The organism is Lichenihabitans sp. Uapishka_5 (assembly GCF_033947565.1).
In the GTDB taxonomy this organism is placed as follows: domain Bacteria; phylum Pseudomonadota; class Alphaproteobacteria; order Rhizobiales; family Beijerinckiaceae; genus Lichenihabitans.
Genome location: NZ_JARPVX010000058.1, coordinates 1 through 24,225, shown reverse-complemented (window position 1 = coordinate 24,225; position 24,225 = coordinate 1). Strand labels below are relative to the sequence as shown.

Here is a 24,225-nt window from a genome sequence, read left to right as displayed (position 1 = left end):
ACCGACGCATCTCGGCACCGGCCTCGAGCCGGGCGACGGCGCCCGCAAGTGCCGGCTCGACCGCGCCGCGGTGTCGTCCGCGCGCGCCTTCGCGGAGCATCTGCGGGTGGTCTGGCTGACGCCCGCCATGGATGGGATGTTCACCGGGGCCGCGGCTGAGCGGCGGCGTTTCCTCGATCGGCTGGTGCTGACGATCGACGCCGACCATGCGGCCCGGGTCAGCGCGCTCGAGCGGGCGCTCCGCAATCGCAACCGCATTCTCGAGGATGCACGCGAGCGCAGGCTCGACCGTGCCTGGGCGGAAGCCGCCGAACACGAGGTCGCGACCCTCGGGGTGGCGGTGGCGGCGGCCCGGCACGAAACCGTCAGCCGCCTCGCCGCCCTGATCGCGGCCGAACGCGACGATGCTTCGCCGTTCCCCTTTGCCAGCCTTGCGCTCGCCGGTGAGGTCGAGGCCCTGGTGGCGGAAGGGCCGGCGCTCGAGGCGGAGGACCTTTACCGCGACATCCTGCGCCGCAACCGCAGCCGCGACATGGCGGCCGGCCGCACCACGGTGGGCCCGCATGTGGCCGACCTGCTGGTGCGCCACGGCCCGAAGGACATCGAGGCCGCCCGAGCCTCGACGGGCGAGCAGAAGGCGTTGCTGGTCGGCCTGGTGCTGGCCCAGGCGGGACTCGTGGCGGCGATGAGCGGCATGGCGCCCGTGCTGCTGCTCGACGAGATCGCGGCCCATTTCGACCCCTCGCGCCGCGCCGCACTGTTCGCCCGCCTGGACGAGCTCGGCGGCCAGGTGTTCATGACGGGGGCCGACCCTGCGGCTTTCGCGGAGCTGGGGGGACGGGCCGCGGTGTTCGTGGTGACGCCCGGGCAGGCGTGCGGGGTTCAGCCGGGCTGAGAACATCGTCGCGCATCGGCAGCCCGTATCGCAGCCGAATACGGGGTGGCCCTCATTCCGGGACGCCAAAGGCGAACCCGGAACCGGTGTGATTCAACCTGCGCCGCCGTGGCTCCCCGGTTCCGGCTCTCCGCTTCGCTGCGGCCGGAATGAGGGCTGTTGAGCGGCGCGTTCGCAGAGCTGTGACGGCAGGGTCGATACGGGATGACTCATCAAAGTCGCTGATCCCAGTCTGTTCCAATGCTGATTGGAGGGCTTCCGCTGCAGTCTCTATGGTGGGGCGCCATGCGGGCAGGACCGATCGCCATGCGCCTCTTCATCGCCAACAAGAATTATTCCTCCTGGTCGCTGCGCCCCTGGGTGCTGATGCGCACCCTCGACATCCCGTTCGACGCCGTGCCGGTGCGGTTCGGCGCGACCAACAACCATGCCGCCTTCCGCCGCTTCGCGCCAAACGGCGCGGTGCCGTGCCTGCACGACGGCGACGCGGTGGTGTGGGACTCGCTCGGCATCGTCGAATATCTCGCCGAGCGGCACCCCGGCGTGTGGCCTGCCGAGGCGGCGGCCCGCGCCTGGGCGCGCTGCGCCACGGCCGAGATGCATGCCGGCTTTTCGGCCCTGCGCAACCGCTGCGGCATGAATTGCGGGCTGCGGATCGCGCTCGGGAGCATGCCGGACGATCTCGCCCGCGACATCGCCCGGATCGACGAGCTGTGGCGGGAGGGGCTCGACCGGTTCGGCGGCCCCTGGCTGGCGGGCCCGGCCTTCACGGCGGTCGATGCCTTTTATGCGCCGGTGGCGTTCCGCATGCAGAGCTTCGGGCTCGAGCTCGGCGACGCCGCCATGGCCTATGCGGCGCGGTTGCGTGCCCTGCCGGCCATGACCGAATGGTACCAGGCCGCGCTGGCGGAACCGGACCGCGAGCCGGGCCACGAGGCCGAGGCCCGCGCTTCCGGCACGATCACGGACGACCTGCGCACCATCGCGGTGTGATCCTGGATTGCTCCGGCGCTAGGCCGGAGCCGTGAAGCGCAGCACCTTGTCGGTGGGAAAATCATAGATGGCACCGGTCTCGGTGGAGCCGGGCCCGCACAGGTCGACGATCCTGGGCGCCACCTCTTCCGGGGTTTTCAGGCTTTGCGGATCCTCGCCCGGCATGGCCTTGGCCCGCATGCGGGTACGCAGCGGCCCGGGATTGACGCTCATCACCTTGACGGCCGAGGTCGTGGCGGTTTCGGCCGCATAGGTGCGCATCATCAGGTCGAGCGCGCCCTTGCTGACCGCATAGGGGCCCCAATAGGGTTTCTGCTCGGCCCGCTGGGCGACGCCCGACGACAAGAACACCACGCGGCCGGCGTCCGACGCCCGCAGCAGCGGATCGAGCGAGCGCAGCAGCCGGTAATTGGCCGTGACGTTGACGGCGATCACCTCGTCCCATTGCTTCGGGTCGACATGGGCCAGCGGCGTGATGGGCCCGAGCACGCCGGCATTGCCCACCAGGATGTCGAGCCGGCCCCAACGCTCGTGGATCGCGGCGCCGAGCCGGTCGATGGCATCGAAATCGGCGATGTCGCAGGGCACCAGCGTCGCCTCGCCGCCCTCGCCCCGGATGGTGTCGTCGAGTTCCTCGAGGGCCCCTTGGGTGCGGGCCATGGCGATCACATGGGCGCCCTGACGGGCGAGCTCCAGCGCCACGGCGCGGCCTATGCCGCGCGAAGCGCCTGTCACGAGGGCGGTGCGCTGGTCGAGCGGTTTCGGCATGGACGGTCTCTGGCGAGCGACGGGAGCCTCAAGCCATGGCAGGCCAGCCCCACGGCCGCAAGTGTCAGGCCTCGGTGGCTGTGGTCGATCGCGCCAACTGCTGCAGCCGGTCGGCCACCGACCTGAGGCTGACGTCGCCCTTGTTGAGGATCTGGTTGGCGCCGGCGAGGCGGCGCCGATCCTCGCGGGTGAGGTCGCGGGCCGTCAGCACCACCACCGGGATGTTGCCGCAGCCCGGCATGGCCCTGAGCGCCTCGAAACAGTCGAAGCCGTCCATCACCGGCATGGTGAGGTCGAGCAGGATCACATGCGGGCGCGCCGCCGCCACCTTGTCGAGTCCGTCGCGGCCGTTCTCGGCCTCGGCCACCCGCCAGCCGTCGCGGCTCAACACGCTGCGCATCCGGGCGCGCGTGTCGGCATCGTCGTCGATCACCAAAACGTCGCTTTCGGGCTGACGGAACCGGTCCATCACGGCCTTGAAGCGGTCCCATCTGACGGGTTTCAGGACGTAATCGGCGGCTCCGAGCGCTTCGGCCAGGCTGCGCTGGTCCACAAAGGTCACCATGACGACCGGGATGCTGGCGAGGTCGGGGTCGGCCTTCAGGGCGCTCAACACCGACCAACCGTCGATGCCCGGCATCATCACGTCGAGCAGGATGGTGCGCGGCTTCAGCTCGCGCGCCAAGGCCAGCCCCGCTTCGCCATCTGCCGCCGTGCGGGAGCGGAACCCTTCCCGGTGCAGGAAGCGGCTCATCAACAGGCGCTGGTTCTCGTCGTCGTCGATCACCAGCACGAGATCGCCGTTCCCCTCGGGGCTCGACGGCAGGTCCACGGCGGCGGCGGCGCTCGTGGCGGCCTCGAAGGTGGCCGGCAGCGTCACGCTGAAGACCGAGCCGACGTCGGGCGTGCTGTCCACCCCGATGCTGCCGCCAAGCATGTCGGCGAAGGCCTTGACGAGCGACAGCCCGAGGCCGGTGCCGCCGAAGCGGCGCGTGGTGGAATTATCGGCCTGCTGGAAGCGCTGGAACAGCTTGGCCAGCTGCGGCGGCGACATGCCGATCCCGTCGTCGGCCAAGCGGAACACGATTGCGTCGGGGCGTCCGGCCTCGATGCGGCGCGACACGCCAAGCGTGATGGTGCCGTTCTCGGTGAATTTGGCGGCGTTGCTGAGCAGGTTCAACAGGATCTGGCGCAGCTTGGTCAGGTCGGTGTGCATGGGGCCGAGATCGGGGGCGAGGTCGAGAACGAGGCGGTTCCCCTTCTTGCCCACCAGCGTCTGCACCGTGGTGGCAAGCTCCTGCACCATCGGCTCGATCGCGAAATCCTCGGCATAAACCTCCATCTTGCCGCTTTCGACCTTCGACAGGTCGAGCACGTCGTTGATGAGGCCGAGCAGGTGGCGAGCATTGTTCTCGATCTTGCGCATGTCGCCCGTCAGCCCGAGCGCATCCTCTCCGTCCTCGAGCTCCTCCAGCATCATTTCGCTGTAGCCGATGATGGCCGAGAGCGGGGTGCGCAACTCGTGGCTCATGTTGGCCAGGAAGGTGGATTTGGCGAGGTTGGCTTCCTCGGCCAGGGCCTTGGCGGCTACCAGCTCGGCTTCGGCCTGTTTGCGGTCCGAAATGTCGATCGCCACGGTCAGCACGGTCGGTTGGCCTTCGATGGCCGAGATCAGGCTTTTGGTGTTGGCCACCCAGATCGTGGCGCCGTCCGGCCGCAGCAGGCGCTTCTCCACCGTGGCGGGTTCACCGGTCTCGAACACCTGTTGCAACGCGGCACGGCTGGCGGCGTCGCTTTCGGGATGGGTGATGTGCGACATGGTGAGGCCGAGCAGCGCGTCCCGGTTGCGGCCCGTCAGGACGCAAAAGCGTTCGTTGACGGAGATGAATCGGCCGGTCCGATCCATTTCGGCGAAGCCGGCGCCGGTCTGGCGGAAGATGCTGCCGAAATGCGCTTCGCTTTCCCGCAGCGCCGCTTCGGCCTGGGCCCGCTCGATGCCGTCCCACACGCGGGCGCCGACGCTCTCGATCAGGTCGATATCTTCCGTGGTCCAGCGGCGGGGCTCCCGCTGATTGACGTAGAAGAGGGCTTTCAGCCGGCCGCCGCGCACCAGCGGCACCGACACATAGGCACGGGTCTCGACCGCGGCCCAGGTGGCGACATCGTATTTCGCCTCGGCCTGGACGTCGTGGCTCCAGGTGGTCAGGCCGTGGCGCTGATCCTCGACCGCCTGACTGGAAAAGTCCTCGTGGCGGAACAGGCCGTTCAGCGGCGCCACGCCGTCGGTGTAGCTTGAGCGGAGTTCGACCGTTTCGCCATCGGCCTGCATTTCGCCGAGGCCCACCCGGCTCGCGCCCATGTGGCGCCCGAGCGCGCCCACGGCCGCCGCCACCATGGCTTCCGGGTCGCCGAGCGCGCGCAGTTCGTCCTCGAGTTCGAGCCTGAAAGCCTGAAGCTTCTCGAGCCGCACCTGGCGGGTCGTCTCGTTGCCCTGGTTGAGGACGCCGCGCACGGCCCCCGATTCGTCCACCAGCGGCGTAAAGCTGTAGTTCCAGTAGGTTTCCTGCGGCTGCCCGTCGCGTTCCATCGGCAGCATCTGGTCAAAGGCCGAAAACCCCTGGCCGGTGGCCATCACGGCGGCAAATTGCGGGCCGATGATGTCCCAGATGTCGCCCCATACGTTGGCGCCCGCCTGACCCAGGCAGGCGGGATGACGGTCGGCCGGGATCGGGGCCCACCCGTCGTTATACATCAGGAAGAGGTCCGGACCCCAGTAGATCGCGGTCGGGAAGGCCGAGTTGAGGCAGATGCGCAAGGCCGAGCGCAGCACCTCGGGCCAGACCTCGGGCGGCCCGAGCGGCGTCGCGTTCCAATCAAAGGCGCGGATGCGCGCGCCCATCTCCCCGCCCCCGGCCAGGAACGCCGTCATGTCGTCGGGCGGGGTGGACATCGCGAGTCTCCAGCAGATCAGGCCGGTTCGACGAGCCTGATCGGGGGATAACGACTTGGCGAAAGGGTGACAACGGCCTGATGGATCCCTTGCGGGCGACCCTTCGTCCCTGCGGGCGGTGCCTGCTCAGCCCGCCTCGGCCAACAACCCCAGCTGCCGCATGTCCGGGACGCCGTCGACGTCGGTCAGTCGCGTCGGATATTCGCCCGTGAAGCAATGATCGGTGAATTGCGGGCAGGCGGCGTCGCGACCCTCGAGGCCCATGGCCCGATAGGTGCCGTCCACCGACAGAAAGGCGAGGCTGTCGGCCCCGATATAGCTCTGCATCTCGGCAAGGTTCATGCGGGCCGCCAGCAGCTTGTCGCGGTCGGGCGTGTCGATGCCGTAATAATCCGGGTGGGTGATGGGCGGCGACGAGATGCGGAAATGCACCTCCCGGGCGCCGGCATCGCGCATCATCTGCACGATCTTCACCGAGGTGGTGCCGCGCACGATCGAATCGTCGATCAGCACGACGCGCTTGCCCTCGATCACCCCACGGTTGGCGTTGTGCTTCATCCGCACCCCGACCTCGCGCACCGACTGGGTCGGCTGGATGAAGGTGCGGCCGACGTAATGGTTGCGGATGATGCCGAACTCGAACGGCAGCCCGGATTCTTGGGCGAAGCCGAGCGCGGCCGGCACGCCGCTGTCGGGCACCGGGATGACGAGGTCGGCGTCGGCCGGCGCCTCGCGGGCCAGTTGGGCGCCCATGTTCTTGCGCACGTTATAAACCGAGCGGCCGTGCACGATCGAATCCGGCCGGGCGAAATAGATGTATTCGAAGATGCAGGGCCGCGCCGGCTGTTCCGGGAAGGCGCGCAGGCTCTGGATGCCGCGCGAGTTGATGATCACCACCTCGCCATTGGCGACGTCGCGCACGAAGCGCGCCCCGATGATGTCGAGCGCCACCGTTTCGGAAGTCAGGATGGTGCAGCCGTCGAGCTCGCCGATTACCAAGGGCCGGATGCCGAGCGGGTCACGGGCGCCGACGAGCTCGTGGTTGGTCAGGCCCACAAACGCATAGGCGCCCTCGATCTCCTTCAGGGCGTCGGTGAAGCGCTCGATGAAGCGCGGCTTGCGGGAGCGGGCCGTGAGGTGGAGCATCACCTCGGTGTCGGAGGTGGACTGGCACAGCGCGCCCTGGCGGATGAGGCCGCGGCGCAACGTCAGTCCGTTGGTCAGGTTGCCGTTATGGGCCACCGCAAAGCCGCCGGAATCGAGCTCGGCGAAAAGCGGCTGCACGTTGCGCAGGATCGTTTCGCCGGTGGTCGAATAGCGCACATGGCCGATCGACGAGCGGCCCGGCAGGCCCGCGATGGTGGATTGCTTGGAAAAGTGGTCGCCCACGAGGCCGAGGCGGCGCTCGGAATGGAAGCGCTTGCCGTCGAACGACACGATGCCGGCCGCTTCCTGGCCGCGATGCTGCAGGGCATGCAGGCCGAGCGCCGTGATGGCGGCCGCATCGGGATGGCCGAAGATGCCGAAGACGCCGCATTCTTCGCGCAGGCGGTCGGCGTCCGGATCGAAGTCATCGGCCATGTGGTGATCCATGCCGCACCCATCGAATTTGAAAGAGAAGGTCGAGACGCCGGGCGGGGGTCCGCCGTCGTCATTATGTCATGTGGAGGGGGATTGCGGCAAACAGAAGCCGGGACGCGGAATAAATTGCGCGCAACCGATCACCTTTTGGGGGTGGTGGCCGGCGGCGCAACGCCCTTGCCGAGCAGGTTCTCGAGCTTCTGCTTGTCGGTCGCCCCTGCACCGCTCGCCGGTTTTGCAACAGGCGCCGCGGGTTTCGGGGTGGCCTGCGGGTCGGCCGCGCCGGTGGCGGGGCTCGCTTCGGCCGGATCGGTCTCCTCCGCGGGCGCTTCGTCGGTGCCGGTCTTGGGCTTCTGCAGCACCTTGAAGATCGAGGTCGCGAGATTGTCGGGCAGCACGGCCACCAGCTGCTCGCCCGAGGCCTGCAGCAGCGGCCGCGTCTTGGCGTTGGCCACCCATTCGGGCTGCTGCCGGGGCGCCAGATAGTTGAACAGCATGAAGGCGATGACCCCGAGCGCGAAGCCCCGGACGGCGCCGAAGACGAAGCCCAGCGTGCGGTCGAGCGGCCCGACCTTGCTGTCGAGGATGGCGTCCGAGATCCGCACCGTGACGATCGAGACGAGGATCAGCACGCCGAAGAAGATGATCGCCACCGAGGCCGCGATGGCGAGTTCGGTTTTGTGGATGTATTCGCCGAGATACGGCATCAGCTGGGGATAGAACGCATAGGCGGCCACGAAGGCGGCCGCCCAGGACGCGATGGCCAGGATCTCGCGCGTGAAGCCGCGCACCATCGACAGGAGGGCGGAGATCAGGACGATCGCGATGAGCGCGAGGTCGAGGTAGGAGGGCATTCAGGATTCCGCGGCGTGGCCCGGCGCCGGGGAACCCGGCGTCGTGTCAAAGAGTCGGGGTCACGGATCGTTCACCCGGGGTTTGGGATCCCGTATAGCCGAGCGTCGCCCCAGCGTCACGATTCAAGGGCGTCGGGCTTCCGCATTCTACGCGACTGGGACCGATGGGACGCAGTGTCGCCTTGTTGCGCGACGCCCGCGGCCGCGATCTCGGCCACCATGGCGCCGATATGCGCAACGGGCGTGCCGATGCCAGGCTGCGCCGTATCGGCCGGCGCCACGGCCCCGGCGAAGCCGAGCTTGACGGCTTCCTTCAGCCGCGCCGCCGCATGGGTGACGGGCCGCACCGCGCCCGACAGGCCGATCTCGCCGAAATAGACCGTGTTCGACGGCAGCGTGGCGCCGGTCAGCGACGACACGAGGGCGGCCGCGGCCGCGAGGTCGGCCGCGGGCTCGTTCACCTTGAGGCCGCCGGCGACGTTCAGGTAAACGTCGTGGCCGCCGAGCCGGACGCCCGCATGGGCCTCGAGCACCGCGATGATCATCGACAAACGGTTCGAGTCCCAGCCCACCACGGCCCGGCGCGGCGTGCCGAGGCTCGTCGGCGCGACGAGCGCCTGGAACTCGCTCAACACCGGGCGCGAGCCTTCCATGCCGGCGAAGACCGCGGCGCCGGGCGCCGAAGCGTCGCGGCCCGACAGAAAGAAGGCGGACGGGTTCGACACCTCGGCGAGCCCCTGGCCGGTCATCTCGAAGACGCCGATCTCGTCCGTCGGCCCGAAGCGGTTCTTCAAGGCCCGGAGGATGCGGAACTGGTGCCCGGCGTCGCCCTCGAACGACACCACCGCATCCACCATGTGCTCGACCACGCGAGGCCCGGCGATCTGCCCGTCCTTGGTGACGTGGCCGACGAGGATCACGCAGGCGCCGCTGGTCTTGGCCAGGCGGATCAGGCTTTGGGCGGCACCGCGCACCTGGCTGACGGTGCCGGGTGCCGCCTCGACCGAGTCGGTCCACATGGTCTGGATGGAATCGATCACCACGAGGCCGAAGGGCTCGCCGTCGTCGAGCGTCGCCACGATATCCTCGACCCCTGTGGCGGCCGCGAGCTCCACCGGGGCGCCCGCGAGGCCGAGGCGCCGGGCCCGCAGCCGCACCTGCGCCACCGCCTCCTCGCCCGAAATATAGGCGACCCGGGTGCCGGCCTCGGCCAGCTTGGCGCAGGCCTGGATCAACAGCGTCGACTTGCCGATGCCGGGCTCGCCGCCGAGCAGGATCACCGAGCCCGGCACGAAGCCGCCGCCCGTCACCCGGTCGAGCTCGGCGATGCCGACGGCCGTGCGGGGCGGCTCCTGACCGACGGCCGCGAGCCCCTCGAGCGCGAAGAGCCGCCCCTTGCGGGTTTTGCGCGCCACCGCGGCCCCGATGCCGGTGGCGCCCCCCTCTTCGACCAGCGAATTCCAAGCCCCGCAAGCATCGCAGCGGCCCTGCCAGCGCGGCGACACGGCGCCGCAGCTCTGGCAGACAAAGGTGACGCGGGGTTTGGCCATGGGGTCGCCGGTACAAGCCTCAGGACAGTAAAGGCAAGCGGCCTCTCGGGCCTCTTGGCCTTCCACGGGAACGCTCAGGCCGCGCCGACAATGGCAGAACTGCTCCCCAGGCGCGAGTTGCCGATCAGGGCCCCTCCTCCTTTTTCGCCAGGAGGGCCGACAAGCGCGCCACCATCGCGACGAGTTCGCCCTGGCCTACGACGCCGAGCTTGAGCATGCTGGCCTTGATCTGGGAGCGGATCGTGTGATGGCTGGTGCCCAGCAATTCGGCCGTTTCCGGCCCGTTCCGCCCGGTGCCGATGCATGCGGCGACCCGCGCCTCCGCCGGCGTAAGCCCCAAGCTCCGCAGCGCGAGATCGACATTACCCTCGCGCTCCACCCTCGGATCGACCACCAAAACCATGGCACCGGCCCGCGGACGAAAGGGATCGAGAGCCGCGACCCGCTCCGTCGCGGGTAGCGGGATAACCCTGATCAGAAGGGGATGCCTCCCGCCTCGCTGGCTCACGGCGGCCACGTCAGGACCCTTCATTCCCGGGCTGAGCGCATTCCGGATCATTGCGTCGAGCTTCGGCTGGTCGGCGAGCCGTGGCGTCCGCAGCAGGCGGCGTTCGATCCTTAACCCCGACGCCGCGAAATCCGCGAAGGCCGCATTGGCGAACATGACCCCGCCCTGGCGGTCCAGCAGGGCGACGCTGTTCGGGAGCGCCGACAGGGCGGTCCCCAGATCATTCACGGCGCAATCGAGAGAAAGCCGGACCGACATCGCGGTGACGCGTTCGATGTGTCGGGCTATCGTCGTCAGCCGCCGATCGGCGGTTTCTCCCGGTACCCGCGCGTCGTCGACAGGCAGCTGCACGCCCAATCCGAACAGCTCGCCGATAGAGGGTTCGAACACATAGCCGAAGAGATGACCGAGACCGTGCGGTCGCCGGAAGTCCTGGTAATAGGGATCGCGTCGGAGCGCGTCGGCGGACAGCACCTCCCAGTCGCGGATGATCTTCCCCGTAGTTTCGCCGCGGGATGCCGACAGCGTCAGGCGGTCATGCTGCCACCAATAGTCTCCGTAGCTGCGCTGCACCTCCTCGAAGCCGGGGGTCGCCATCAGCTCTGCAGGACGCGTAGTCGGAACGATCGTAACCAGCTGAGCCGAGAACAGCCTCCTGGCCTCGATCAGAACGGACGTCCACAGAGATGGCATCAGTGCCGCCTCGTAGATCCCGTGGATCACCTTGTCCAAGGCATCGTCGGTCATCCGAGACCTCGTGTCTCCCCTCCCGATCTGGAGGGTCGACCCGCATCAATCTCTGGATCGACGCCCATGGCAAGCCGCTCATGCGGCATACGCCGGCAGCGCCCATAATGGTCGCGTCCCCGCGGCAAGGACCATGCGGACTACGGGTGAAACAGGTGTGGTTTCAGCCAGCCTGCGGGCAGGCGAGGCACTGCCGCATCGTGAACCCCTTACCCCATCTGCTCCGGCAGATAGTCGTTCGACACCAGGGTCGAGAAGCGCGTCACCTCGGCGTCGAACTGCACTTCGACGGTGCCGGTCGGGCCGTGGCGCTGTTTGCCGATGATGATCTCGGCTTTGCCGTGGGCCCGCTCCATGTCGGTCTGCCAGGTGATGAACTCTTCCGTGCCTTCGCGCGGCTGCTTGTTCTTCAGGTAATATTCTTCGCGGTAGACGAACATCACCACGTCGGCGTCCTGCTCGATCGAGCCCGATTCACGCAGATCGGACAGTTGGGGCCGCTTGTCGTCGCGCGATTCCACCTGGCGCGACAGCTGCGACAGGGCGATCACCGGCACGGCCAGTTCCTTGGCCAGCGCCTTCAGCCCGGTGGTGATCTCGGTCAATTCCTGGACCCGGTTCGAGCCGGCGGATTTCGAGCCCGACAACAGTTGCAGGTAATCCACCACCAGCAGGTCGAGGCCGCGCTGGCGCTTCAGGCGGCGGGCCCGCGCGGTCAGCTGCGCGATCGAGATGCCGCCGGTCGGGTCGATGTAGAACGGCACCGTCTGCATCTGCCGGGCCGCGTCGGTGATTAGGTGGAAGTCGTCGTCGGTGATGTCGCCACGGCGGATCTTGTAGGAGGCAACGCCCGATTGCTCGGCGATGATGCGGGTGGCGAGCTGTTCGGACGACATTTCGAGCGAGAAGAACCCCACGATGCCGCCATTGGTGGTTTCGTGGGTGCCGTCGGGCTTCACCTGGAACTGGTAGGCCTTGGCCACATTGAAGGCGATGTTGGTGACGAGCGAAGTCTTGCCCATGGCGGGCCGGCCGGCCAGGATCACGAGATCCGAAGCCTGCAGGCCACCAAGCGTCCGGTCGAGGTCGCTGAGGCCCGTCGAGATGCCGCTGAGCTTGCCATCGCGCTCATAAGCCTTGGCCGCCATGTCGATGGCGGTCGTCAGGGCGTCGGAAAAGCGCTGGAAGCCGCCCTCGGCCCGGCCGGATTCGGCCAGCGCGTAGAGCTGCCGCTCGGCTTCCTCGATCTGGGCGCGGGGCGAATGGTCGACGGGGGCGTCGAAGGCGACGTTCACCACCTCCTCGCCGACCGAGATCAAGGCGCGCCGGATCGCCAGGTCGTAGATCGAGCGGCCATAATCGCCGGCGTTGATGACCGTGGTGGCCTCGGCGGCGAGCCGGGCGAGATATTGCGGCACCGTCATGCCGCCGAGGTCGTGGTCGCCCAGAAAGGTCTTCAGGGTGATGGGCGTCGCGATCTTGCCGGCGCGGATCAGGGCCGATGTCACCTCGAAGATGCGGCGGTGGATCTCTTCGGAGAAATGCGGCGGCTGCAGGAAGTCCGAAACGCGGTCGAAGGCCTCGTTGTTGACCAGGATCGCGCCCAGCAGCGCCTGCTCGGCCTCGACGTTGTGGGGCGGGGTGCGGAACGTCTCGGCGGACGTGTCGACGCGCCGCGGCAAGGTTTCGATGTTGCTCATGCACGCCTCTATCGCAGGAGATGTTTACCACATTGCCAAGGTGGGCGGCGTTGCGGCGCTGTCGCAGGGCTCCGACATCCGGGTTGTCCCCGATTCCCACAGAGTGCCGGATCGGCCAATGTGTTCCGTAAACGTTCCGATCTCGACAGGCCGGCGTTCACGCGTAGGATCGATGACTGCCACGCGAGGGCTTGGGGTTGATGAGCGACGATGACGCGCCGATCGTGCCGGCCTCGAACGATGGCGTCGGCGCCTCGCAGGATGGTGGCGCAGGGCCGCTGTCGCTCATCGAGGATGTGGATACGGGCGACCGTTTCCTGATCTATCAGGGCGCGAGTGGTGTTGTTGTCGAGCTGCAACTCGCGGATCAAACCTTCTGGGCTTCGCAAAGGCAGATGGCCGAAGCCTTCGGCGTGACGACGCAGAACATCACTATCCACCTCCGTAACATCTTCCGCGAAGGCGAGCTCGATGAGGCGGCAGTCTGTAAGGATTCCTTACAAACTGCCCGGGACGGCAAGCGCTATGCCACCAAGCTCTACAATCTTAATGCCTTGATTTCAGTCGGTTACCGGGTGGGCGGCCGGCTCGGCACCGCGTTCCGGCTCTGGTCGACCGATAAGCTGGTGCAGTATCTGACACGTGGCTTCGTGGTCGATAGCCGGCGGCTCAAGGCCGGCACGGAGTCTGACCGCGTTACCGAGCTGCGGGAGATCATCCGCGACATCCGGGCCGCGGAAGCGAACGTTTATGCGGAGCTGCGTCGCATCTGCGCGCTGTGTCAGGATTACGATGGCTCGTCCGAGGCCGCGCGAACTTTCTATACGCAGATGCAGGCAAAGCTTTACTGGGCGAGCCTGAGCAAGACCCCTGCGATGATCCGGCTAGAGCGCGCCGACGCCGACAGCCCCGACATGGGTCTGCGATCGTTGTCCAGCGGGGAGGTCAGGAAAGTCGACACGAAAACGGCCAAGAACTTCCTGCTCGAGCCGGAGCTGAAGGAACTCAACCGCCTGACCACGATCCTGCTCGATGTTTTCGAGGATCAGCTCGACATCGGCAGGCTGACCAGCATGGTGACGGCCAGGTCGTTGCTGGACACGCAATTGAAGAACCTCAACCGTCCTGTCCTTCGTGGCGGTGGACAGGTTTCGACGGCCATGGCCGACGCGCATGTCGAAAGGGAGTACAGGAGGTTCGATACCCAACGTCGGGCGCTCCGGGCGGAGCGGACTGCACAAGAGGTGTCGGCCCTGAAGGTCGCCAGCCTAGACCTGCCCAAACCGCGTCGCGGGCGGCCGACCAAGACCCCGTCCGACCGCTCCTGACCGAGCCGCATCGGCCCGCCGTACCGGCTGGACCTTTGCCGGGGAGCCGCGTAACCGGAAGCGCAGCTGGAGGGGTTTTGGGGTTGTGTTGACCGATTGGGAATGGCTGTTCGCCGGGGTCGACCGGGTGTGGGCGCCGGTCGCGACGCCGCTCGGCTCGACCTTGGCGCTGCTGGTCACCGGCCATGCGCTGTTGCGCAAGCGCGACGTGCCGGCCTGCCTCGGCTGGATCGGCCTCGCCTGGGTGGCGCCGGTCTGGGGCGCGTTGTTCTATTATCTGCTGGGCATCAACCGGGTGACGCGGCGCGCCTTGCAGGTGCGCGGCGCCCGGCCGCCGCGCCACCACCAGGCTCATCTGCCGACGGAAGATTTCGCCGGCCATCTGGCGCCGCTCGACCAGGCGGTGCGGCGCATCACCAACCGGCCGGCCGAGAACGATAATGCCGTCACGATGCTGGCCAACGGCGATGCCGCCTTCCCGGCCATGCTGGAGGCGATCGCCGCGGCCCGGCACAGCGTGGCGCTGTCGACCTACATCATGCGCGACGACGCCGTCGGTCACAGCTTCGCGGCGGCCCTGGCGGACGCCAAGGCGCGCGGGGTCGCGGTGCGGGTGCTGCTCGACGGCATCGGCAGCGGTTATTTCCCTGGCATCGCGCGCCGGCTGCGCCAGGCCGGCCTGCCGGTGGCGCTGTTCATGCACTCCGCCCTGCCCTGGCGCATGCCGTTCCTCAACCTGCGCAGCCACAAGAAGCTGCTGGTTTGCGACGGCACGGTAGGCTTCACGGGCGGCATGAACGTCACGGCCGAGAGCCTGCTCGGCGGCCATCCGCGCCACCCGGTGGCCGACACGCATTTCCGCCTCGAAGGACCGGTCGTGGCCCAACTGGCCGACGCCTTTGCGCGCGACTGGAGCTTCACCACCCGCGAGTCGCTCGACGGTCCGGTCTGGTTCCCGCCCGGGCTGCCGCACGAGGCCGAGCGCGCCGTCGCCCGCGTCATCGCCTCGGGGCCCGACCACGACCTCGAGAAGATCGAGCTCGTCATGCTGCAGGCGGTCAGTTGCGCCACGCACTCGATCCGCATCATGACGCCTTATTTCGTGCCGCCCGAGGGCCTCGTCACGGCCTTGACGCTGGCGGCGCTGCGCGGGGTGGATGTCGAAATCGTGGTGCCGCGCCGCTCCAACAAGCGCTTCGTCGACCTTGCCATGCAGGCCCATGTCCAGCCGCTGCTCGATCATGGGGTGCGTTTCTGGTACGGGCACCAGCCCTTCAACCATTCGAAGCTGATGGTGGTGGACCGGCGCTGGTGCCTGATCGGCAGCGCCAACTGGGACATGCGCAGCTTGCGGCTGAATTTCGAACTCGACGTCGAGGTTTACGGCCGCCCGCTGGCCGACGAGATCGAGAGCCTCATGCGGGCCTGTCAGGATGCGCGGCTGCGCCCGCAGGACCTCGCGGCGCGAAACGTCGCCGCCCGGTTGCGCGATGCAGCATTGCGGCTGCTGCTTCCTTATATCTGACGGCGGCCTGTCGCGGCCTCCCGTCCCCTTCGCCAAGCACCAGGGTGACGCAGATGGGATGGTGGTCGGAGCCGCCGCGCGGCAGCACCCGGGTGTGGTCGCAGCGCAGGCCGCGCACAAGGCACCGGTCGATGCGCAGTGGTACCATGTCGATCATGCGATGGGTCGGCCGACGCGGCCCGGCATCGTGGAAGCCCGGCAGCAGGGCGGGCCCGACCAGATTGTAGTCGCCCAGGATGGCGGCGCGATCCGGCAACAGCGCCGCGATAGCACGGAGCTGCCGCCGGTTGAGGCGCTGCCCATGCGACAGGTGGACGTTGGCGATGCCGATGCCGCCCACCGTGACGATCTGCCCGAGGCGCTCGAACACGACGCCGCGCGGCAGGGCGCCGAACACCGGTGCCTCGGTCCAGGGCGTGGCGCTCCACATCGCAAGGCCATGGATGCGGCCGGGCTGCCGCCGCCACGCAAAGGAGCCGCCAAGCTCCTCGCCGAGCGTCTCGAAGTGGTCCGTCACCTCCTGCATCAGCAGCAGGTCGGGCCGCTCGGCCGCCACGAGGTCGGCCACCTCGGCGCGGCTCGCGCCCGTGCGGCGCAGCAGGTTCCAGCTGATGACCTTCACGGGCGCCGAAGCTCGTTCAGGCCTTGGCGTCGCCCTCGCCCTCGTCGTCTTCCGCCTCCTCGGCCTCCTCGTCGGCATCGAGCGCATCGTCAAGGCTGTCGAGGATCAGGTCGATCTGGTCGTGCGTCGCCGACACCGAGAAGGAGCCGCCGGCCTCGTCCTCGAGCTTGATCACGAAGGCGTCGTCGTCCTGTTCGATGTGGAAGCGCTTCAGTTTCTGCGGATCGGCCATGAGGGAAACTCCAAAAGGAAGACGCGGGGGAACGCGGGAAACAGGTCGCTTGTTTCCCGTCCCGTCGATCGGACCGGTCAGGCCCAGGGGCGGCTGGTGGCGGCCGTGGCCTCATAGCGGTCGATGGCCGGCTTCTTGGCCATCGTCAGCCCGACGTCGTCGAGGCCGTTGAGCAGGCAATGCTTGCGGAACGGATCGACCTCGAAGCTGATCGTGCCGCCATCCGGCCCCTTGATCTGCTGCGCCTCGAGGTCGATCGTCAGTGTCGCATTGGCGCCGCGCTCGGCATCGTCGAACAACAGCTCGATCTGCTCGGGCGTTACCACGATGGGAAGGATACCGTTCTTGAAGCAGTTGTTGTAGAAGATGTCCGCGAAGCTGGTCGAGATCACGCAGCGGATGCCGAAGTCCAGCAGGGCCCAGGGGGCGTGTTCGCGCGACGAGCCGCAACCGAAATTGTCGCCGGCCACCAGCACCTTGGCGTTGCGGTAGCCGGGCTGGTTCAGCACGAAGTCCGGTCGCTCATTGCCGGCGTCATCGTAGCGCATCTCGGAAAACAGGCCCGTGCCGAGTCCGGTGCGCTTGATGGTCTTCAGATATTGCTTGGGGATGATCTTGTCGGTGTCGACGTTGACGATCCTCATCGGAGCGGCGACGCCTTCCAGAACGGTGAATTTGTCCATGCGGTCCCCGAAGCGCTGTCGTGATGGTGTTGTCATGCCGATTTCGGCAAGGCGGTCAAGCATGCGGGCTTGGCGTGGCCGCATGCCGGCACGCGTCGGCCACGCCGCAGGCTTTGTAGGACATGGTCGCCCCGCTCTTCGCCGCCGCGGCTAAAAAGCTGAGCTGAGTTGCTGCGACACCTCTTCCATAATGCGCGGTCCGGCGCTATGTGCGTGCGCATTGCGGGCGAGAGATCCGCATGTTCACCCACTTCGACGCTTTGCCGTCATCGACAGGCGTCACGCAAACGGGACAGGCCTTGGGTACGTTCAACCACGCCAATTTTTCTGACCGCATCAAAGCTTCCAGCACGGCCAAGTCGGCCTTGATCGACAAGTTGAAGAACCGGCCGGGGCCCGACGATCCGCGTCGGCAGGCGGTCGCCGCCGAGCGCAAGGCCGTGCATGACGCGCGTCTGGCCCGTCAGGCCGAGAAGCAGCGCATGCTGCTCGAGCAGCGCGAGCGTGAGGAAGCCGAGCGCCTGAAGCGCGAAGAAGAAGAGCTTGCCGCGGCCCTGCTCCGCGAGGCCGAGCTCGAGGCGCAGCGCAAGGTTGCGGAAGAAGCTCGTATGGCCCGCGCGTCGCGCGCCGTGCTGGACATGGCCGATCAGAAGGCCCGGCGCGACGAGCGCTATGCGGCCCGCAAGTCCCGCCAGAAAGCCCGCTGACGCTCCGGCCGCAGGCTTGCGGCCGATCACGCTGGCGCGCATGGCGGCATTCGCCGGCCATGCGCGTGTTAAATATTCGCCGCCGCCTGTAGGGCGGTCGTGATCTGAGCGGCAGGGGTGGCGTGGCACCGCCCGCCGTCCTCTGTGACGACTGGTTCGCGTGATGGCTTACGTCCGGCGCCCGTGATGCCAGACCTTGACATGGAACGTGTTCAAAGCCTCGTCCATACGAGCCCTTTCCCGGGAAACCAAGCCTTGTTGAAGCGATCCCGAGACGCTCGTGTCAGCATGGCACGGTCTTCGAAGACGGCGCTGATCCTCCCACACTGGCCTCGTAAAAAAGCCGCCCGGCTTGCGACCGGGCGGCTTTTAAGATCCTGATCCTGGGTGGGATCAGTCCATGATCTCCACGACGCGACGCGTGCGCGGGTCGACCAGAACGGTGCGGTCGTTGATGCGCGCATAACGATAACGCTGGGCGTTCGGGTAGTCGGCCGGCACCTGGTAGTAGGTCAGGCCGGAACGCGGCAGAACGGTGCCGACGCGCAGCGAGCGCTTGTAGGTGTAGGACGGATAGTTCTGCCCCTGGACGTAGCCATCGAAGCGCGGCTGATCGGCGCCGAAGATGCTGCCCACGACGCCCGTGGCGCCATGAACCGCGCCGCCCGCAATGCCGGTCGCGCCATTCACTGCCGCACCCGCGATGCCGGTGGCCGTGCCGACAGCACCCGTGGCTGCACCAACGCCAGCGCCCACAGCGCCGCCAACGATGCCGCCAAGCGGACCGGCGGCTGCGTTACCCTGGGCGGCGCCGTTCTGGTAGCCGTCCTGCGTGCCCTGAACGATCTGGGCATTGGCCGCGAACGGAACGGCGGCCAGCAAGGCCACGATGGTCCCGGTGAGAAGTGTCTGACGCATAATTACCCCCTGTTGAAATCGGTCAACGCCAGTCTGCCGCGAGGGTTCCCATCTTATCGCACTTCCGACATCGTCGTGGCGCTTTGGAGTGCGTCGCGGCGGCGCGCGAGGGCCGCCAGAATAACGAAGGTCGCCACCCCGCCGGCGAACACGCAGGCGGCCACGAACAACATCGGAGCCTCGTTCGAGCCTGTCCGGTCCCGGATCAACGGCACGACGTTCTGGGCGATGAAGCCCCCGAGGTTGCCGACCGAATTGATGGCCGCGAGGCCGGCCGCCGCCGAGGCGCCGGTCAGAAAGGTGGTAGGCACCGTCCAGAAGAACGGCTGCGCCGCAAAGATCCCGGCGGCCGCCACGCAGATGCAGGCGAACTTCACCGCATTGCCGGGCAGCGCCACGCTAAGCACGAGGCACAAGGCCCCGAGCAACGCCGGTCCGGCGATGAAGGGTGTCACCGAGCCGCCGTCGCGGGCGAACTTCGGCAGGCCCCACAGTGCCAGCGCCACCAGCACCCAGGGGATGATGTTGATGAGGCCGTTCTCGAAATTGGTGGCGCCGAAGCCTTTCACCAGCGTCGGCAGCCAATAGCTAATGCCATAGGCGCCGAGCGGCAGCGACACGTACCAGAGCGCGAGCACCAGCACCCGCTTGTCCAGCAACGCAGCAAAAGGGTTGGCATGAACGGTCTTGCCGTTGGCCCTATCCTCATAGGCGAGCGTCGCCTTTAGCCAGGTCTTCTCGGCGGCGGTGATGAAGTCGGCATCGTCGGGCCGGTCCGGCAGGTAGAACAGCGTTACGATCCCGGCGATCACGGCCGGGATGCCGGTGACCAGGAACACCCATTCCCAGCCCCGCATCCCGAGCACCCCGTCGAGCGTCAGCAGCGTGCCGCCGATCGGCGCCCCGATCGCATTGGCGATCGCGCTGTAGAACATGAACGACCCTACCATGCGGGCCCGGTAGCGGAATGGGAACCATTGCGTCAGCAGGTAGAGGACGCCGGGAAAGAACCCGGCTTCGCAGGCGCCGAGCAGAAACCGCAGGATGTAGAACATCGTTGCGTTCTGGGTGAAGGCGAGCGCGATCGTGACGATGCCCCACGACACCATGATGCGGGCAAACCAGCGCCGTGCCCCGACCTTCTCCAGGATGACGTTGCTCGGCACCTCGAAGAAGAAATAGCCGATGAAGAACAGCGAGGCCCCGAGCCCGTAGGTGTATTCCGTCAGTCCGAGGTCGCCCACCATCTGCAGCTTGGCGAAGGACACGTTCTGCCGGTCGATATAGGCGATGAGATAGATGATGCCGACGAAGGGCAGCAGTCGCCGCGTGATTTTGGCGACGGTGTCGGGCCGATCGTGCGGCGCCTCGGTGACGAGTTCCATGATGTTTCCCCCGGCTGAGCGCCATGCCGGCGCTTCGTTCTGTTGCGACAGGTTACGCATTCGCCGCAGCGGTGTCATTCGCGGCGCGGTTCGGGTTTCGAGCGATGAGGCAAGCCGATTGCTGACGTGCAGGGGCGCTCAGGTCCACCGGCTTTCGCGGCCTTCTGCGCAGAGGGCAGGCCGTGGGTGGTGTGGGAAACGCCCCTGATGTGACCTCCGGCAATCGAAGCCGGATCGATCGGGAGCGACGACCTTCGGTGCGATCAACAGAGCGTGACGATGGCTTGGCTGGACCGCTTCTGGCCTGCTGGCGGTGACGTTTATGCTCGCCATCGACGCGTTGAGAGCCGGAGCGCGTGGTTCACGCTCGCTTCCGCCGGATCATGTGTGCTGGGGTCCCGCCCCGAGGTCCTGCAAGATGCATGGCCGTTCGGGTTGGGTGAGGGCGTGTGGTCGCTTGTGGCGCCTGGGAAATGATGGTCAGTGCGGTCCGATCGAACTCAACCAGATGCCCAGGACGGCAAGAGGAGCGACCGTGAACGAACGTCAATCGTTGGAAGACCTGCTGAAGGACGCAGAAGCCGTCGTGGCCAAGATCAAGGCGCGGCTGCAGCAGCTACCAGCCGAAGGCGTCGACGTGAGCGCGAGCGCCAGTGCCGCCATTGAGCTCGTGCAGAGTCAGAAGACCGGCGACGACACCGGCAACTATTAGAACGCGCGGCAGCCCGGCACGCGCGCCTCGCTGCATGGCGTCCGCAATCGATCGTTGACCCGGCATCAACCCGGCACGCGCGCTAGACCGCCGGAAACCGTCGTCCTACTCGCATTTCTGCAGGTGCAGTTTGGCGATCAGCGCGTCGGGCGCGCGCGAATACCCGATGACAACAGGGCCGGATGTCTGTTGCCACTGCCCAGGCGTCGCATGGGCCAGGATCGAGGCCAGCAGCGTCGCGCGCAAGGGCGGCTCCGGATCCCCCGACAGGCGGCTCGCGACGTGGCTGACGAGGGCATTGAATTTGGCGAGTTCCACCGGCTCGGCCGGCAGCGGCACTTCGGCGCCGATCTCCACCGCGAGGTCGTCCTGCTCGCGGATCACGAGGGTCACTTCCGAACTCATGAACACCGAGATGGTGGAGTCCCGGTAGGGTTGGGTGCGGCCGAAGCCGGTGATGCCGAGGTCGCGCAGGTCCGGCTGCAGATTGCGTCGGAACTGCAGGCTCGAGAACGGCATCAACGCGTCGTGGCAGGCGGCCGCGGCGCTGCCGGCCGAAGCCGCCAGCAGCGCGGCCGCGACGGCGAGGCGGTGCAAACCCGGCATCGGGGCCAGCCTCAGGAGGCCAGCGCGGTCACGTGGGCCGAGGGTGCCCGGATCTCGAGGTTCACCTCGAGCGTCGACAAGGTGTTGGTCTTGTCCATCTTGACCCGCACCTTGTCGCGGTCGATCGCGACATGCTTGGCGATCACCTGCAGGATCTCCTCCCGCAGGATCGCCACGAGGTCGGAGCGGCCGACGAGCGCGCGCTCGTGCGCCAGCAGGATCTGCAGGCGCTCGCGGGCCTGCGGGGCCGACGATGTGCGGCCGGAGAACAGACGGAACGGGTTCACGCGGCCCTCCTGCCGAACAGCATGCCGAAAAGGTTCTTCTTTTCGCGCGGGATGGTGATGTCGAGCGCCTCGCCACGGAGGCGCCGCGCGGCCTCCGCATAGGCCTTGGCAGGGGCGCTCGCGGGATTGTTGATGGTCACCGGGGCGCCGACGTTCGAGGCGCGCAGCACGTCCTGGCTTTCCGGGATGATGCCGAGCAGCGGGATCGACAGGATCTCGAGCACGTCCTCGGTCTTCAGCATGTCGCCGCGCTGCGCCCGGGCGTGGTCGTAGCGGGTGAGCAGCAGATACTTGTCCATCCACTGGCCGCTTTCGGCCTTGACGGTCTTGGAATCCAGCATGCCGATGATGCGATCGGAATCGCGCACCGACGACACTTCCGGGTTGGTGACGATCACCGCCAGGTCGGCGTGGCGCATCGCCAGATAGGCGCCGCGCTCGATGCCGGCCGGGCTGTCGCAGATCACCCAGTCGAAACGGGTGCGGAGTTCGCCGATGATGCGCTCGACGCCCTCGTCGGTCAGGGCGTCCTTGTCGCGCGTCTGCGAGGCGGGCAGCAGGTAGAGCGTTTCGACGCGCTTGTCGCGGATCAGCGCCTGGTTGAGGTTGGCCTGGCCCTGCACCACGTTGATGAGGTCGTAGACCACCCGGCGTTCGGCGCCGAGCACGAGATCGAGGTTGCGCAGCCCGACATCGAAGTCGACCACGCAGACGCTCTGCCCTTCCTGGGCGAGCGCCGCGCCGAGGGCCGCCGTCGACGTTGTCTTGCCGACGCCTCCCTTGCCCGACGTGACCACCAGAACCTGCGCCATTCCCGTTCTCCCGTTTGATGTGTCGCGCGTCATGTCAGGGCTTCCACCATCAATGTGTCGCCGCTCGTCCAGGCCTGGACCGGTCGGCCCCGCAGGCCGCCATCGATCTCGTCCGCGGTCTTGTAGAGGCCGTCGATCGCCAGAAGCTCGGCGTCGAGGCTTTGGCAGAAGATGCGTCCCGCGCGGTTGCCCCAGCCCGCCAGGGCCCGGCCCCGCAGGGCGCCATAAATGTGGATGGAGCCGCCCGCCACGATCTCGGCCCCGGAAGCGACCGAGCCCAGCACCGTGACGTCGCCATCCGGGCAATAGATCGACTGGCCGGAGCGGATTGGCCGCTCGATCACCATCGAGGTGTGCGGGCGCGGCGTCGGCGGATGCGCCGGAGCCGCGTCTTCGCTGCGCGAGGGCGGCTCGATCGGGGTCGACGGGCGGCCGTCGGCGATGATGGGCGGCAGGCCGCGCGCATCGGCGCCGAGGATCGCGGTCTCGGTCCCCTCGAGCGCCATCACCCGGATCTTGCGGGCCTGCAACTCATTCACGATGCCCATCAGGGCAGGCCGGGTTTGCGGCAGTGCCGCGACATCCACCACCACCGGCCGGTTGACGAAATAAGCGGGCGAGCGCGTCAGCAGCCGGTCGAGTTCCTCGAGCCACGCCTCAGTGGGCGGCTCGGGGGTCAGCACGAGCGCCATCAACGAGCGGCCGCGGAACCGGACGGAGGTGGGGGCGATGGAATCAGTCACGGGTTCGGGTCCCTCAGATGACCCGATTTGGGACGATTTCGGTTAATGAAGCCTTAATGCAGGTCGCTGTTCCCTCATGAAGACGGGCCCAAACGTTAACAGAACCGTGTTCTGTGCCGGCCTTCGGAGGCTTGGCTCGGCAACGAAACGGTAACGAACGCGCCGGGTTGCGGCGGCCTCACCACCCTCACCGGGGCGCGAAGCTCTTTACCGGCGCCGCCCAGGCGATGGTGACGTCGAGCACCGGGTCGCCAAACTGGCCGTAGAGGTCGAAGTGCCCGTTGCGGCAACGCTGCACCCGCTTGACCAGCACGCGTCCGTCCTCGAGCCCGACGACGCAGAGCCGCCCCACGAGGTCGTCGGTGATGGGCGAGCGCACGTCGTCATAGAACACCAGCCAGCCGTCGAAGAACGAGCCGAGGCTTTCGCCCCTGACCTCGACCGCCACTGTTTGCGGCGTGGCCCCTTCGGGCGCCGCCACCTCGTCGATCGGTCCTTGCGAATTGCCGAAATGTGCTTCCGAGCCGGCGCCCACGTGGCCCACCACCGGCACCACGGCCCGGCGATCCGTCACCACGTCGCCGGCATCGACCCCGAAGGCCGCGGCGGCGCGGCCGATCCACACGTCCGACAACCGGCGCGATCCCGCTTCCAGCTTCGCATATTGGTTGCGCGTGGTGCCGAGCGCCGTTGCGGCCTCGTCCTGCGACCATGAGCGGCCTTCGCGCAACGCTCTCAGATTGTTGGCCACACACCCTCCTGTGCCCAATATGGGCACAATGATCTTGACTTCGTGCCCATATTGGGCACATTAGTCTAGCGCTTCCGCGCCGTTCCACAACCCTTGCCCCGGTCGCCATGCAAAACCCTCTCGCGCGGGAACGCCCCCGCTTGCCCGCCTTCCAGCCCTATCTGCCGCCGGGGGCGGCCGCGTTGCGGGACCTTCCGCCGCGCGGCTGCCATTGGCCGATCGGCGACGTCGAGCAGGACGGCTTCCGGTTCTGCGGCGCCCCGAACCGGCTCGGTCGTCCTTATTGCGCCGCGCATGGTCAGCTGGCGCTGCGGAGGCGCCGATGATGCCGCTGCGGCTGCGGGCCGCCGGCGCGGTCGGCGCCGGGC

Annotated in this window: 24 protein-coding genes; 7 read left to right on the top strand and 17 right to left on the bottom strand. The window is 67.6% G+C overall.

What is annotated here, in order from left to right:
* The coding region (locus tag P7D22_RS16745) for a DNA replication/repair protein RecF (RefSeq protein ID WP_319935397.1) at positions 1 to 895 on the top strand (895 nt) is incomplete at its 5' end.
* Positions 896 to 1,180: 285 nt separating this feature from the next.
* Complete coding sequence (locus P7D22_RS16740; protein WP_319935396.1) at positions 1,181 to 1,888, top strand: glutathione S-transferase family protein; 708 nt, start codon at positions 1,181 to 1,183, stop codon at positions 1,886 to 1,888.
* Positions 1,889 to 1,906: 18 nt separating this feature from the next.
* Here the strand turns inward: P7D22_RS16740 and P7D22_RS16735 are convergent, their stop codons facing one another.
* The 7 genes from P7D22_RS16735 to P7D22_RS16705 form a co-directional block, all read right to left on the bottom strand.
* The gene (locus tag P7D22_RS16735) at positions 1,907 to 2,656 is read right to left on the bottom strand and encodes an SDR family NAD(P)-dependent oxidoreductase (RefSeq protein WP_319935395.1); all 750 of its coding nucleotides are present in this window, start codon (positions 2,654 to 2,656) and stop codon (positions 1,907 to 1,909) included.
* Between the two features lie 64 nt (positions 2,657 to 2,720).
* Entirely contained in the window at positions 2,721 to 5,606 is a 2,886-nt protein-coding gene (locus P7D22_RS16730; RefSeq protein WP_319935394.1) for a response regulator, read from the bottom strand.
* A gap of 126 nt (positions 5,607 to 5,732) precedes the next feature.
* Positions 5,733 to 7,187, bottom strand: a complete 1,455-nt coding sequence (gene purF, locus P7D22_RS16725) for an amidophosphoribosyltransferase (protein WP_442916103.1) — start codon at positions 7,185 to 7,187, stop codon at positions 5,733 to 5,735.
* 140 nt (positions 7,188 to 7,327) lie between these two features.
* Positions 7,328 to 8,041, bottom strand: coding sequence for a CvpA family protein (locus tag P7D22_RS16720; RefSeq protein WP_319935392.1), 714 nt, complete (start codon positions 8,039 to 8,041; stop codon positions 7,328 to 7,330).
* Positions 8,042 to 8,157: 116 nt separating this feature from the next.
* Positions 8,158 to 9,591, bottom strand: a complete 1,434-nt coding sequence (gene radA / locus P7D22_RS16715; protein ID WP_319935391.1) for a DNA repair protein RadA — start codon at positions 9,589 to 9,591, stop codon at positions 8,158 to 8,160.
* A gap of 124 nt (positions 9,592 to 9,715) precedes the next feature.
* On the bottom strand, positions 9,716 to 10,846 hold the full coding sequence (locus tag P7D22_RS16710; protein ID WP_319935390.1) for a helix-turn-helix transcriptional regulator: 1,131 nt from the start codon (positions 10,844 to 10,846) through the stop codon (positions 9,716 to 9,718).
* Positions 10,847 to 11,055: 209 nt separating this feature from the next.
* On the bottom strand, positions 11,056 to 12,546 hold the full coding sequence (locus P7D22_RS16705; protein ID WP_319935389.1) for a replicative DNA helicase: 1,491 nt from the start codon (positions 12,544 to 12,546) through the stop codon (positions 11,056 to 11,058).
* A gap of 200 nt (positions 12,547 to 12,746) precedes the next feature.
* Here P7D22_RS16705 and rhuM point away from each other — a divergent pair, with 200 nt between their 5' ends.
* Together rhuM and P7D22_RS16695 are read left to right on the top strand one after the other, a co-directional pair.
* The gene (gene rhuM / locus P7D22_RS16700; protein ID WP_319935388.1) at positions 12,747 to 13,874 is read left to right on the top strand and encodes a RhuM family protein; all 1,128 of its coding nucleotides are present in this window, start codon (positions 12,747 to 12,749) and stop codon (positions 13,872 to 13,874) included.
* Positions 13,875 to 13,959: 85 nt separating this feature from the next.
* Positions 13,960 to 15,399 carry a phospholipase D-like domain-containing protein gene (locus P7D22_RS16695; protein ID WP_319935387.1) on the top strand — a complete coding sequence of 480 codons (1,440 nt, stop codon included), beginning with the start codon at positions 13,960 to 13,962 and terminating at the stop codon, positions 15,397 to 15,399.
* Here P7D22_RS16695 and P7D22_RS16690 read toward each other — a convergent pair.
* From P7D22_RS16690 to leuD, 3 genes are all read right to left on the bottom strand, one after another.
* Positions 15,290 to 16,012: an endonuclease/exonuclease/phosphatase family protein gene (locus tag P7D22_RS16690; protein WP_442916104.1), complete on the bottom strand. Its 723-nt coding sequence runs from the start codon at positions 16,010 to 16,012 to the stop codon at positions 15,290 to 15,292. The genes P7D22_RS16695 and P7D22_RS16690 overlap by 110 nt on opposite strands.
* 25 nt (positions 16,013 to 16,037) lie before the next feature.
* Complete coding sequence (locus P7D22_RS16685; RefSeq protein ID WP_319935385.1) at positions 16,038 to 16,253, bottom strand: hypothetical protein; 216 nt, start codon at positions 16,251 to 16,253, stop codon at positions 16,038 to 16,040.
* Between the two features lie 77 nt (positions 16,254 to 16,330).
* Positions 16,331 to 16,936, bottom strand: coding sequence for a 3-isopropylmalate dehydratase small subunit (gene leuD, locus P7D22_RS16680; protein WP_319935384.1), 606 nt, complete (start codon positions 16,934 to 16,936; stop codon positions 16,331 to 16,333).
* 239 nt (positions 16,937 to 17,175) lie between these two features.
* Here leuD and P7D22_RS16675 point away from each other — a divergent pair, with 239 nt between their 5' ends.
* Entirely contained in the window at positions 17,176 to 17,643 is a 468-nt protein-coding gene (locus P7D22_RS16675) for a DUF6481 family protein (protein ID WP_319935383.1), read from the top strand.
* Positions 17,644 to 18,036: 393 nt separating this feature from the next.
* On the opposite strand, the gene P7D22_RS16670 is transcribed toward P7D22_RS16675, so the two are convergent.
* Both P7D22_RS16670 and P7D22_RS16665 read right to left on the bottom strand, forming a co-directional pair.
* Positions 18,037 to 18,561, bottom strand: coding sequence for a DUF1236 domain-containing protein (locus tag P7D22_RS16670; RefSeq protein WP_319935382.1), 525 nt, complete (start codon positions 18,559 to 18,561; stop codon positions 18,037 to 18,039).
* A gap of 53 nt (positions 18,562 to 18,614) precedes the next feature.
* On the bottom strand, positions 18,615 to 19,946 hold the full coding sequence (locus P7D22_RS16665) for an MFS transporter (protein ID WP_319935381.1): 1,332 nt from the start codon (positions 19,944 to 19,946) through the stop codon (positions 18,615 to 18,617).
* A gap of 535 nt (positions 19,947 to 20,481) precedes the next feature.
* Between P7D22_RS16665 and P7D22_RS16660 the strand changes: the two genes are divergently transcribed.
* Complete coding sequence (locus P7D22_RS16660; RefSeq protein WP_319935380.1) at positions 20,482 to 20,658, top strand: hypothetical protein; 177 nt, start codon at positions 20,482 to 20,484, stop codon at positions 20,656 to 20,658.
* A gap of 105 nt (positions 20,659 to 20,763) precedes the next feature.
* On the opposite strand, the gene P7D22_RS16655 is transcribed toward P7D22_RS16660, so the two are convergent.
* From P7D22_RS16655 to P7D22_RS16635, 5 genes are all read right to left on the bottom strand, one after another.
* The gene (locus P7D22_RS16655; protein ID WP_319935379.1) at positions 20,764 to 21,264 is read right to left on the bottom strand and encodes a hypothetical protein; all 501 of its coding nucleotides are present in this window, start codon (positions 21,262 to 21,264) and stop codon (positions 20,764 to 20,766) included.
* Positions 21,265 to 21,275: 11 nt separating this feature from the next.
* Positions 21,276 to 21,551 carry a cell division topological specificity factor MinE gene (gene minE, locus P7D22_RS16650; RefSeq protein ID WP_319935378.1) on the bottom strand — a complete coding sequence of 92 codons (276 nt, stop codon included), beginning with the start codon at positions 21,549 to 21,551 and terminating at the stop codon, positions 21,276 to 21,278.
* A complete protein-coding gene (minD, locus tag P7D22_RS16645; protein ID WP_319935377.1) occupies positions 21,548 to 22,363 on the bottom strand; it encodes a septum site-determining protein MinD in 816 nt (271 codons plus the stop codon). The genes minE and minD overlap by 4 nt, the downstream gene beginning before the upstream one ends.
* 29 nt (positions 22,364 to 22,392) lie before the next feature.
* Entirely contained in the window at positions 22,393 to 23,106 is a 714-nt protein-coding gene (minC, locus tag P7D22_RS16640; RefSeq protein WP_319935376.1) for a septum site-determining protein MinC, read from the bottom strand.
* Positions 23,107 to 23,293: 187 nt separating this feature from the next.
* Positions 23,294 to 23,857, bottom strand: coding sequence for an XRE family transcriptional regulator (locus P7D22_RS16635; RefSeq protein WP_319935375.1), 564 nt, complete (start codon positions 23,855 to 23,857; stop codon positions 23,294 to 23,296).
* 140 nt (positions 23,858 to 23,997) lie between these two features.
* Here P7D22_RS16635 and P7D22_RS16630 point away from each other — a divergent pair, with 140 nt between their 5' ends.
* Positions 23,998 to 24,183 (top strand): GcrA family cell cycle regulator, encoded by a 186-nt coding sequence (locus tag P7D22_RS16630; RefSeq protein WP_319935374.1) that lies wholly within the window; start codon positions 23,998 to 24,000, stop codon positions 24,181 to 24,183.
* Positions 24,184 to 24,225 lie beyond the last annotated feature (42 nt).